6 protein-coding genes are annotated in these 12,780 nt (G+C 60.7%); all 6 read left to right on the forward strand.

Going from position 1 to position 12,780, the window contains the following annotated elements; translation table 11 throughout:
- The first annotated feature begins 312 nt into the window (after positions 1–312).
- The 6 genes from rpoB (at position 313) to tuf (ending at position 12,688) form a co-directional block, all read left to right on the forward strand.
- Positions 313–3,819 carry a DNA-directed RNA polymerase subunit beta gene (gene rpoB / locus GVL04_RS17645; RefSeq protein WP_159706964.1) on the forward strand — a complete coding sequence of 1,169 codons (3,507 nt, stop codon included), beginning with the start codon at positions 313–315 and terminating at the stop codon, positions 3,817–3,819.
- A 103-nt stretch (positions 3,820–3,922) separates the two neighbouring features.
- Positions 3,923–7,822, forward strand: a complete 3,900-nt coding sequence (locus tag GVL04_RS17650; protein WP_159706966.1) for a DNA-directed RNA polymerase subunit beta' — start codon at positions 3,923–3,925, stop codon at positions 7,820–7,822.
- A 413-nt stretch (positions 7,823–8,235) separates the two neighbouring features.
- On the forward strand, positions 8,236–8,610 hold the full coding sequence (rpsL, locus tag GVL04_RS17655) for a 30S ribosomal protein S12 (RefSeq protein ID WP_009358312.1): 375 nt from the start codon (positions 8,236–8,238) through the stop codon (positions 8,608–8,610).
- Between the two features lies 1 nt (position 8,611).
- Positions 8,612–9,082, forward strand: a complete 471-nt coding sequence (gene rpsG / locus GVL04_RS17660) for a 30S ribosomal protein S7 (protein WP_003803829.1) — start codon at positions 8,612–8,614, stop codon at positions 9,080–9,082.
- A 69-nt stretch (positions 9,083–9,151) separates the two neighbouring features.
- Positions 9,152–11,266, forward strand: a complete 2,115-nt coding sequence (gene fusA, locus GVL04_RS17665; RefSeq protein WP_026539805.1) for an elongation factor G — start codon at positions 9,152–9,154, stop codon at positions 11,264–11,266.
- Positions 11,267–11,497: 231 nt separating this feature from the next.
- Positions 11,498–12,688, forward strand: coding sequence for an elongation factor Tu (gene tuf / locus GVL04_RS17670; protein WP_011775598.1), 1,191 nt, complete (start codon positions 11,498–11,500; stop codon positions 12,686–12,688).
- Positions 12,689–12,780: the final 92 nt, after the last annotated feature.

The following is a 12,780-nucleotide window of genomic DNA, read 5'->3' on the forward strand; positions in this document are numbered from 1 at the left end:
GCCTTGGTGGGGTGCCCGCTTAGGTGCCTGCAGCAACGGTGCTTGCAATCACGGACGATCTGGGGTAGACAGGAAGGCTGCTTTGCCGTATTGTAGATATTTGCGTCTTCCCTGTTAACCTTCAGCCTTCATATAGCGGTGGGCTTTACCTCTCAGCTGCGACATTGACGTGCCGTTCCTCAACGTGCACAACCATGAGCAGACTGGGTCCGGGTCATATAGCGGAACCGGAATAAGTATCCTGCGGAGCACTCTGCGGGATGCAAACGGGGGAGATCTGAAAACGCCTGAAGGTCTGTGGAAGGATCCCTCTTGGTCGCCTCGAGCACCTCTAATAACGAAACCGCTAATACGGCAAGCACCGATGGTGCCACCCGCCGCCTCTCATTCGCAAAGATTCACGAACCCTTGGATGTTCCGAATCTTCTCGCCCTGCAGACGGACAGCTTTGACTGGCTGGTCGGAAACGAACGCTGGCAGGCGCGGGTAGCGAAGGCTGTCGAGGAGGGCGACCTCAGCGTCGCCACCACCTCCGGACTTGCCGACATCTTCGAAGAGATCTCCCCTATCGAGGACTTCCAGGGCACCATGTCCCTGAGTTTCTCCGAGCCGGAGTTCGCTGACCCGAAGTACACCATGGCCGAATGCAAAGACCGTGACGCCACTTACTCGGCACCGCTGTATGTCAAGGCCGAGTTCATGAACAACAACACGGGCGAAATCAAGCAGCAGACCGTGTTCATGGGCGACTTCCCCCTCATGACTGAAAAGGGAACGTTCGTCGTCAACGGCACCGAGCGTGTCGTTGTCTCCCAGCTGGTCCGTTCGCCGGGCGCCTACTTCGAGCGCACCGCTGACAAGACCAGTGACAAGGACATCTTCACTGCGAAGATCATCCCGTCCCGTGGTGCATGGTTCGAACTCGAAATCGACAAGCGCGACCAGGTCGGCGTTCGCCTCGACCGCAAGCGCAAGCAGTCGGTAACGGTTCTCCTGAAGGCCCTCGGCTGGACCGAAGGCCAGATCCTGGAAGAGTTCGGCCAGTACGACTCCATGCGTGCAACGCTGGAGAAGGACGCCACCGAGACCCGCGAAGACGCGCTTCTGGACATCTACCGCAAGCTGCGTCCGGGCGAGCCGCCCACAGTCGAGGCTGCCCAGTCCCTGCTGGACAACCTGTACTTCAACGCCAAGCGTTACGATCTTGCCAAGGTTGGCCGTTACAAGATCAACCGCAAGCTCGGCATCGACCGCTCCCTTGGCGACAAGGAAGCTTCGGTCCTGCACGTTGAAGACATCGTTGCCATGATCAAGTTCCTCGTTGCGCTCCACGCCGGCGAGAAGACCCTCATGGGCAAGCGTGACGGCGAAGACCACGAGCTTCGTGTCGACGTCGACGACATCGACCACTTCGGCAACCGTCGCATCCGCGCCGTAGGCGAACTGATCGAGAACCAGGTCCGCACCGGTCTTTCCCGCATGGAACGCGTCGTCCGCGAACGCATGACCACGCAGGACGTCGAGGCCATCACGCCGCAGACGCTGATCAACATCCGTCCCGTTGTCGCAGCCATCAAGGAGTTCTTCGGAACGTCCCAGCTGTCGCAGTTCATGGACCAGAACAACCCGCTTTCGGGTCTGACCCACAAGCGCCGCCTGTCGGCACTTGGCCCGGGTGGTCTGTCCCGTGACCGTGCAGGCATGGAAGTTCGAGACGTTCACCCGTCCCACTACGGACGTATGTGCCCCATCGAAACTCCTGAAGGCCCGAACATTGGTCTGATCGGTTCGCTGGCTTCCTACGGCCGCATCAACCCGTTCGGCTTCATCGAGACGCCGTACCGCCTGGTGTCCGAAGGTGTCGTTTCCGACGAGGTCCAGTACCTGACGGCCGACGACGAAGCCGAGGTCCTGATCGCACAGGCCAACGCTCCGCTGGATGCTGACAAGAAGTTCTCCGAAGAGACCGTCCTTGTCCGTGCCCGTGGTGGTGGAGGCGAGCCTGTTCTGGTTCCCGCCGGCGAAGTCCAGTTCATGGACGTTTCCCCGCGCCAGATGGTGTCCGTGGCAACAGCCCTGATCCCGTTCCTCGAGCATGACGATGCAAACCGCGCACTCATGGGTGCCAACATGCAGCGCCAGGCCGTGCCGCTGGTCCGTTCCGAGGCTCCTTTCGTGGGCACCGGCATGGAGCGCGCAGCAGCCGTCGACGCCGGTGACGTTATCATCGCGAAGAAGGCAGGTGTGGTCACCGAGGTTTCGGCCGAGCTGGTTGTCATGATCAACGACGACGGCACCGAGACCAACTACCGCATCAACAAGTTCGCCCGTTCCAACCAGGGCAACTGCTATAACCACCGTGTCCTGGTCAACGAAGGCCAGCGCCTTGAAGTTGGCGGCATCATCGCTGACGGTCCGGCAACGGACCAGGGTGAGCTCGCCCTCGGTAAGAACCTGCTCGTGGCATTCATGTCATGGGAAGGCCACAACTTCGAGGACGCCATCATCCTGTCGCAGCGCATTGTTGCTGAGGATGTTCTTTCCTCCATCCACATCGAGGAGCACGAAATTGATGCCCGCGACACCAAGCTTGGTGCCGAGGAAATCACGCGTGACATCCCCAACGTGTCCGAGGAAGTCCTCGCAGGCCTGGACGAGCGCGGCATCATCCACATTGGTGCCGAGGTTGAAGCCGGCGACATCCTGGTCGGAAAGGTCACCCCTAAGGGTGAAACCGAACTGACCCCGGAAGAGCGCCTTCTCCGCGCCATCTTCGGCGAGAAGTCCCGCGAAGTCCGCGACACCTCCCTGAAGGTGCCCCACGGCGAGTCCGGTACGGTCATCGGCGTACGCGTCTTCGACCGCGACAACGACGACGAACTGCCCCCGGGCGTGAACCAGCTGGTCCGCGTCTACGTTGCAGCCAAGCGTAAGATCACCGACGGCGACAAGCTCGCCGGCCGTCACGGCAACAAGGGTGTTATTTCCAAGATCCTCCCGATCGAGGACATGCCCTTCCTTGCAGACGGTACCCCGGTGGACATCGTCCTGAACCCGCTTGGTGTTCCGGGTCGAATGAACGTTGGCCAGGTCCTGGAAACCCACCTCGGTTGGGTTGCCAAGACCGGTTGGAAGATCGAAGGCGAGCCGGAGTGGGTCAAGAACCTCCCGAACCTGCCCCGTGAAACCGGCCAGACCACCGTTGCCACCCCGGTGTTCGACGGCGCCCGCGAAGAAGAAATCACGGGCCTGCTCGACTCAACCAACGTGACCCGTGACGGCGACCGCCTGATCGATTCATCCGGCAAGACCCGTCTGTTCGACGGCCGCTCCGGCGAGCCGTTCCCGGACCCGATCTCCGTCGGCTACATGTACATCCTGAAGCTCCACCACTTGGTGGACGATAAGATCCACGCGCGCTCCACCGGCCCGTACTCCATGATCACGCAGCAGCCGCTGGGTGGTAAGGCTCAGTTCGGTGGCCAGCGCTTCGGTGAAATGGAAGTGTGGGCGCTCGAAGCTTACGGTGCCGCTTACACCCTTCAGGAACTCCTCACGATCAAGTCGGATGACATCCATGGTCGTGTGAAGGTCTACGAAGCCATCGTCAAGGGCGAGAACATCCCTGAGCCTGGCGTTCCCGAGTCCTTCAAGGTCTTGATCAAGGAAATGCAGTCGTTGTGCCTGAACGTGGAAGTTCTTTCCACCGACGGAACCACGATCGAAATGCGTGACTCTGATGACGCAGTCTTCACGGCTGCGGAAGAACTGGGCATCGATCTGTCTCGTGCAGAGCCCAGTTCCGTAGAAGAGGTCTAGCAGCTGTTCCGGCGGACAGCCTCAACACCTGTCCGTCGGAACAGCTCCCTCTTCCCGTAACCAAGACTTCAGAATTTAGAGAACAAGAGAGAACAGGGACCATATGTCCAGCGAATCCTCCTTCGGCCTCATGCAGATCGGCCTCGCCACCGCGGAAGACATCCGCGGATGGTCTTACGGTGAGGTCAAGAAGCCGGAAACCATCAACTACCGCACGCTCAAGCCCGAGAAGGACGGCCTCTTCTGCGAGAAGATCTTTGGCCCGTCCCGCGACTGGGAATGCTACTGCGGCAAGTACAAGCGCGTCCGCTTCAAGGGCATCATTTGCGAGCGTTGTGGCGTTGAGGTCACCCGCGCCAAGGTGCGCCGTGAGCGCATGGGCCACATCGAACTGGCTGCGCCTGTAACCCACATCTGGTACTTCAAGGGCGTTCCCTCGCGCTTGGGCTACCTTCTGGACCTGGCACCGAAGGACCTTGAGAAGGTCATCTACTTCGCTGCCTACATGATCACCAGCGTTGACACCGAAAGCCGTCACGCTGAACTGCCGAACCTCCAGGTTGAGCATGACCTCGAGAAGAAGCAGATGGTGGACAACCGCGACAGCGACATCGCCACGATCGCCCGCGACCTTGAAGACGAGCTTGCCCGTCTTGAAGGCGAAGGTGCCAAGGCTGCCGACAAGAAGAAGGCCCGCGACTCCGCTGACCGCCAGATGGCGAACGTCCGCAAGCGTGCCGACGCCGACATCGAGCGCCTCGAGCAGGTCTGGGACCGCTTCAAGAACCTCAAGGTCGCTGACCTTGAAGGCGACGAAGGCCTGTACCGCGAACTGCGCGACCGTTACGGTCTGTACTTCGAGGGCTCCATGGGTGCCGAAGCCATCAAGAAGCGTCTTGAGACCTTCGACATGCAGGCTGAGGCTGAGTCCCTGCGCGACACCATCCAGAACGGCAAGGGCCAGCGCAAGACGCGTGCCCTGAAGCGCCTGAAGGTTGTCAACGCGTTCCTGACCACCAACAACAGCCCGCTCGGCATGGTTCTGGACGCCGTCCCGGTGATCCCGCCGGAACTGCGCCCGATGGTCCAGCTGGACGGTGGCCGCTTCGCGACCTCGGACCTCAACGACCTCTACCGCCGTGTGATCAACCGCAACAACCGACTCAAGCGCCTGCTTGACCTGGGTGCTCCGGAGATCATCGTCAACAACGAGAAGCGCATGCTTCAGGAAGCTGTTGACAGCCTCTTCGACAACGGTCGTCGTGGCCGTCCCGTCACGGGTCCTGGCAACCGTCCGCTGAAGTCCCTGAGCGACATGCTCAAGGGCAAGCAGGGTCGTTTCCGCCAGAACCTCCTCGGCAAGCGCGTTGACTACTCCGGCCGTTCGGTCATCGTCGTCGGTCCGCAGCTGAAGCTGCACCAGTGTGGTCTGCCCAAGCAGATGGCCCTGGAGCTCTTCAAGCCGTTCGTGATGAAGCGCCTGGTTGACCTCAACCACGCCCAGAACATCAAGTCGGCAAAGCGCATGGTCGAGCGTTACCGTCCGCAGGTTTGGGACGTGCTGGAAGAGATCATCACCGAACACCCGGTGCTGCTCAACCGTGCACCTACCCTGCACCGCCTCGGCATCCAGGCCTTCGAACCCCAGCTTGTGGAAGGCAAGGCAATCCAGCTTCACCCGCTGGTTTGTGGCGCCTTCAACGCTGACTTCGACGGCGACCAGATGGCAGTCCACCTGCCGCTGAGCCCGGAAGCCCAGGCCGAAGCACGCATCCTGATGCTGTCCTCGAACAACATCCTGAAGCCGTCCGATGGCCGTCCGGTGACCCTGCCTTCGCAGGATATGATCATCGGCCTGTACCACCTGACCACCAAGCGCGTCGGCTCTGCCGGCGAAGGCCGCATCTTCTCCTCGGTTTCGGAAGCCATCATGGCTTACGACGCCCGTGATCTGCACCTGAACTCCCAGGTCAAGATCCGTTTGGACGACTTCGTGCCTTACGCAGGTTGGGAAGCTCCGGAAGGTTGGGAGCCCGGTCAGCAGGCTCTCGTCCAGACCTCCCTGGGCCAGGTCATCTTCAACCAGACGCTGCCTGAGGATTACCCCTGGGTAGAGGCTGTTGCCGACAAGGGCGAACTGTCCCGGATCGTCAACGACCTCGCTGAGCGCTACCCGAAGGTTGTTACGGCGGCAACGCTGGACAACCTGAAGGACGCCGGCTTCTACTGGGCCACCCGTTCGGGTGTCACGGTTGCCATCTCCGACATCGAGGTGCCTACCTCCAAGCCTGCCATCCTGGCCGGCTACGAGGCCATGGCTGCCAAGATCCAGGGCCAGTACGACAAGGGCCTGATCGACGACGACGAGCGTCGCCAGGAATTGATCGAAATCTGGAACAAGGCAACCAACGAAATCGCCCAGGCGATGCGTGACAGCCTGTCCCCGATGAACACCATCAACCGTATGGTGTCCTCCGGTGCACGTGGTAACTGGATGCAGGTCCGCCAGATCGCGGGTATCCGTGGTCTTGTGGCCAACCCGAAGGGTGAGATCATTCCTCGCCCGATCAAGTCCTCCTACCGCGAGGGCCTGTCGGTGCTGGAATACTTCATCGCCACGCACGGTGCCCGTAAGGGTCTGGCCGATACCGCTCTGCGTACCGCCAACTCGGGTTACCTGACCCGTCGTCTGGTGGACGTTTCGCAGGACGTCATCGTCCGCGAAGAGGACTGTGGTACCGAACGCGGTCTGCTCACGCCGATCGCCGTGCCGGATTCCAATGGTGAGCTCGTCCTGGACGAGAACGTCGAGAACAGCGCTTACGCACGTACGCTGGCTGTCGACGTCGTCGATGCCCAGGGTAATGTCCTGGCTGCCGGCGGCACCGACTGCGGCGACGTCGTTATCGACCAGCTGTTGGCTGCAGGCATCACCGAGGTCAAGGTCCGCTCCGTACTCACCTGTGAGTCCAAGGTCGGTACCTGTGCACTGTGCTACGGCCGTTCGTTGGCCACTGGCAAGACCGTTGACATCGGCGAGGCCGTGGGCATTATTGCCGCGCAGTCCATCGGTGAGCCCGGTACCCAGCTGACCATGCGTACGTTCCACACCGGTGGTGCTGTTTCCGCCGGCGGTGGCGACGACATCACCCAGGGTCTGCCCCGTATCCAAGAGCTCTTCGAAGCCCGTACTCCCAAGGGTGTCGCACCGATTGCTGAAGCAGCCGGTCGTATCACCATCGAAGAGTCCGAGCGCCAGATGCGCCTGGTCATCACTCCGGACGATGGTTCCGAAGAGATTGCCTACCCGGTACTGCGCCGTTCCCGCCTCCTCATCGAGGACGGCGAGCACGTCAGCGTCGGCCAGAAGCTGATCAACGGTCCGGTGGACCCGAAGCAGGTTCTGCGCATCATGGGTCCGCGTGCTGCACAGAAGTTCCTCGTGGACGAAGTTCAGGGCGTTTACCGCAGCCAGGGTATTGGTATCCACGACAAGCACGTCGAGGTTATCGTCCGCCAGATGCTGCGCCGCGTAACCGTCATCGAATCCGGCGACTCCGACCTGCTCCCCGGTGAGCTTGCAGAGCGTGCCCGCTTCGAAGACGAGAACCGCCGCGTCGTATCCGAGGGCAAGTCCCCGGCTTCGGGTCGTCCGGAACTCATGGGTATCACCAAGGCTTCCTTGGCTACCGAGTCCTGGCTGTCGGCAGCTTCCTTCCAGGAAACCACCCGCGTCCTGACGCAGGCGGCCATGGAAGGCAAGAGCGACCCTCTGCTCGGCCTGAAGGAAAACGTCATCATCGGTAAGCTCATCCCGGCTGGTACGGGTCTGCCCCGCTACACAGAGGTCACTGTGGAGCCGACGGAAGAAGCAAAGGCAAGCCTGTTCACTGGCCCCAGCGCTTTCACCGACTTCTCCTATGACGCCCTGGGTGGCGACGGTGCTCCCGAGTTCCACGCCATCCCGTTGGATGATTACGATCTCGGCAACGACTTCCGCTAAAAGCGGCAGTCAGCGCTTTGACGGTCGGGCCCCGCACTCTTGAGTGCGGGGCCCGACCCGTTAATGCACTCGTGCACGGCGAGAACCGGAGGAGTGGAGGCCGACGGCGGCACCCGGCTGCCGCCGTCGGCCTCCATACACCCGATTAAGGCGCCAGATCAAGCCGTGCTAGACTTTTGGTAATTGTTCTGTGTGGCAGTGGATGAAGGCCGCCGCAGCATCATTTTGGTTTTGTTCTCATGGTGCTGGGTGGAGCCTGTTTCCGGGTTGCGGGCAACATGCGCAACGAATGCCGCACTTTTGCACGCCTACCGGAGTTTCGGCCGGCTGCACGAGCAACGCCAAAGTTCCCACGTTTACTCAGGCTGGCGCCTGTGTGTGGGGGCAGAGATCAAACAACGGAGAACACGAAAGTGCCTACGATTAACCAGCTGGTCCGTAAGGGCCGCACGCCGAAGGTCTCCAAGACCAAGGCTCCCGCGCTGAAGGGCAGCCCGATGCGCCGCGGTGTTTGCACCCGCGTTTACACCACCACCCCCAAGAAGCCGAACTCGGCTCTCCGTAAGGTGGCACGTGTTCGCCTCAACGGTGGCGTGGAAGTTACCGCTTACATCCCCGGTGTTGGCCACAACCTCCAGGAGCACTCCATCGTGCTCGTCCGTGGTGGTCGTGTGAAGGACCTTCCGGGTGTCCGCTACAAGATCGTCCGCGGCGCACTCGACACCCAGGGTGTCAAGAACCGCAAGCAGGCTCGCAGCCGTTACGGCGCAAAGATGGAGAAGAAGTAATATGCCTCGCAAGGGTCCGGCCCCGAAGCGGCCGCTAGTTTCCGATCCCGTTTACGGCTCCCCGTTGGTCACGCAGCTGATCAACAAGGTTCTTGTCGACGGCAAGAAGTCCACTGCAGAGCGCATCGTTTACGGTGCACTTGAAGGTGCACGTGCCAAGTCCGGCGGCGACCCCGTTGCCGCTCTCAAGAAGGCCATGGACAACGTCAAGCCTTCCCTCGAGGTGCGTTCACGCCGTGTTGGTGGCGCCACCTACCAGGTTCCGGTTGAGGTCAAGCCGGGTCGCTCCACCGCCCTCGCTCTGCGTTGGCTCGTGGGCTACTCCAAGGCCCGCCGCGAGAAGACCATGACCGAGCGCCTCCAGAACGAAATCCTGGATGCCTCCAATGGTCTTGGTGCCGCTGTGAAGCGTCGCGAAGACACCCACAAGATGGCCGAGTCCAACAAGGCCTTCGCACACTACCGCTGGTAAAAACTTTCCGGACGCCGCCGGCTCACTGAGCCGGCGGCGAACGTGTAGTCCATCCGAAAGGGAGACCCCGTGGCACAGGACGTGCTTACCGACCTTAATAAGGTCCGCAACATCGGCATCATGGCCCACATCGATGCCGGCAAGACCACCACTACCGAGCGCATCCTGTTCTACACGGGTGTGAACCACAAGATCGGCGAGACGCACGACGGCGCTTCGACGACTGACTGGATGGAACAGGAAAAGGAACGCGGCATCACCATCACGTCTGCCGCCGTGACTTGCTTCTGGGACAAGAACCAGATCAACATCATCGACACCCCGGGCCACGTGGACTTCACCGTTGAGGTTGAGCGCTCCTTGCGCGTCCTCGACGGCGCAGTCGCAGTGTTCGACGGCAAGGAAGGCGTGGAGCCGCAGTCCGAGACTGTTTGGCGCCAGGCTGACAAGTACAACGTTCCGCGTATCTGCTTCGTCAACAAGATGGACAAGCTGGGCGCTGACTTCTACTTCACCGTAGACACCATCATCTCCCGCCTTGGTGCCAAGCCGCTGGTCATGCAGCTGCCCATCGGCGCTGAGAACGACTTCATCGGTGTTGTTGACCTCCTCGAAATGCGCGCCCTGGTTTGGCCTGGCGACGCAAAGGGTGACGTCACGATGGGCGCTTCCTACGAAGTGCAGGAAATCCCGGCGGACCTCCAGGCCAAGGCTGAAGAGTATCGCGCACAGCTCGTAGAGACTGTGGCCGAGGCTTCCGAAGAGCTCATGGAGAAGTACCTCGAAGGTGAAGAACTCACCCTTGAGGAACTGAAGGCCGGCATCCGCAAGATGACCATCAACTCCGAGCTCTACCCGGTGTTCTGTGGTTCTGCGTTCAAGAACCGCGGTGTCCAGCCGATGCTTGACGCTGTTGTTGACTTCCTGCCGAACCCGCTCGACGTCCCGCCGATGATCGGTCACGATCCCCGCGACGAAGAGAAGGAACTCACCCGCAAGCCCTCTGCTGACGAGCCGTTCTCGGCCCTCGCCTTCAAGATTGCTGCGCACCCGTTCTTCGGTCAGCTGACCTTCGTCCGCGTGTACTCCGGTCACGTTGAGGCCGGCGCCCAGGTGGTTAACTCCACCAAGGGCAAGAAGGAACGTATCGGCAAGCTGTTCCAGATGCACGCCAACAAGGAAATGCCCGTTGAGGGCGCTACCGCCGGCCACATCTACGCAGCCATCGGTCTGAAGGACACCACCACGGGTGACACCCTGTGTGATGCCAACAACCAGATCGTCCTCGAGTCCATGAGCTTCCCGGAGCCCGTGATCTCGGTTGCCATCGAGCCGAACACCAAGGGTGACCAGGAGAAGCTCTCCACGGCCATCCAGAAGCTCTCCGCTGAGGACCCGACCTTCCAGGTCTCCCTCAACGAAGACACTGGCCAGACCATCATCGCCGGCATGGGCGAGCTCCACCTGGACATCCTGGTGGACCGCATGCGCCGCGAATTCAAGGTCGAGGCAAACGTTGGCAAGCCGCAGGTTGCTTACCGCGAAACCATCAAGCGCGCAGTCGAGCGTCATGACTACACGCACAAGAAGCAGACCGGTGGTTCGGGTCAGTTCGCAAAGATCCAGATCGCGATCGAGCCCATGGACACCGCTTCCGGCGAGCTGTACGCATTCGAGAACAAGGTCACTGGTGGCCGCGTTCCGCGTGAATACATTCCGTCCGTTGACGCTGGTATCCAGGATGCACTGAACGACGGCGTCCTGGCCGGCTACCCGGTTGTGGGCATCAAGGCCACGCTCATTGACGGCGCGTCCCACGATGTTGACTCCTCGGAAATGGCGTTCAAGATCGCCGGCCGTATGGCTTTCAAGGAAGCTGCACGCAAGGCGAACCCTGTTCTGCTTGAACCGCTGATGGATGTTGAGGTCCGCACACCTGAGGAATACATGGGTGATGTTATTGGTGACCTGAACGCCCGCCGTGGCCAGATGCAGTCCATGGAAGACGCAGCAGGTGTGAAGGTTATCCGTGCACACGTTCCGCTGTCCGGCATGTTCGGCTACATCGGTGACCTCCGGTCCAAGACCCAGGGTCGCGCTGTGTACTCCATGACGTTCAACAGCTACGCGGAGGTCCCGAAGGCAGTAGCCGACGAGATCATCCAGAAAACCCGCGGCGAGTAATCTCCCGGTAACGGATGCAATTCCGGTATCGGGAAGGCATCTAAGCGTATGAGGTGGGGCTGCGGCGAGAGCCGCGGCCCGGCCCCTGCGCAAACAGGCTCGAGGAACTACCATTGGTTCCTGAATCTGCAATTTCACCAAAACCAAGCCCCCAAGTAGACTTGCTAAAGTTTCTGCCGCGAAAAGCGCGGCCGAGGAGCACTTCACTTGAAATCGTTCTAGGAGGAACCTGTGGCAAAGGCAAAGTTCGAGCGGACTAAGCCGCACGTCAACATCGGCACCATTGGTCACGTTGACCACGGTAAGACGACGCTGACTGCCGCCATTTCCAAGGTGCTGTACGACCAGTACCCGGATCTCAACGAGCAGCGCGACTTCGCGTCGATTGACTCTGCTCCGGAAGAGCGCCAGCGCGGTATTACCATCAACATCTCCCACGTGGAGTACCAGACCGAGAAGCGCCACTACGCACACGTAGACGCCCCGGGTCACGCTGACTACATCAAGAACATGATCACCGGTGCTGCCCAGATGGACGGCGCAATCCTCGTGGTTGCTGCAACCGATGGTCCGATGGCTCAGACCCGTGAGCACGTTCTGCTCGCCCGCCAGGTTGGTGTTCCCTACCTGCTGGTCGCACTGAACAAGTCCGACATGGTTGATGACGAAGAACTCCTCGACCTCGTCGAAATGGAAGTTCGTGAGCTCCTGAGCTCGCAGGGCTTCGATGGCGATGAGGCTCCGGTTGTTCGCGTTTCCGGCCTCAAGGCTCTGGAAGGCGACCCGGTTTGGGTCAAGTCCGTCCAGGACCTGATGGCAGCTGTCGACGAGTCCGTTCCGGACCCCGTACGTGACCGCGACAAGCCGTTCCTGATGCCGATCGAAGACGTCTTCACGATCACCGGTCGTGGCACCGTTGTTACGGGCCGCGCCGAGCGTGGAACCCTCGCCATCAACTCCGAGGTTGAGATCGTTGGCATCCGCCCGATCCAGAAGACCACGGTTACTGGTATCGAGATGTTCCACAAGCAGCTCGACGAAGCATGGGCCGGCGAGAACTGTGGCCTCCTGCTCCGCGGTCTGAAGCGCGACGATGTCGAGCGTGGCCAGGTTGTCGTCAAGCCGGGTTCCATCACCCCGCACACCGACTTCGAAGCTAACGTCTACATCCTCTCCAAGGACGAAGGCGGACGTCACAACCCGTTCTACTCCAACTACCGCCCGCAGTTCTACTTCCGTACCACGGACGTAACCGGCGTTATCACCCTGCCGGAAGGCACGGAAATGGTTATGCCTGGCGACAACACTGAGATGACCGTTGCGCTCATCCAGCCGATCGCTATGGAAGAGGGCCTCGGCTTCGCTATCCGCGAAGGCGGCCGCACCGTTGGTTCGGGACGTGTCACCAGCATCATCAAGTAGTCACTACTTGTAGATCAGTGACCTTCCGGCCCTGCCGGTAGTTACGCAAAGAAGAGCCCCGTCGCTTCGGCGATGGGGCTCTTCTTTGCTAC

The organism is Arthrobacter sp. 18067, assembly GCF_902706295.1.
Taxonomy (GTDB): Bacteria; Actinomycetota; Actinomycetes; order Actinomycetales; family Micrococcaceae; genus Arthrobacter.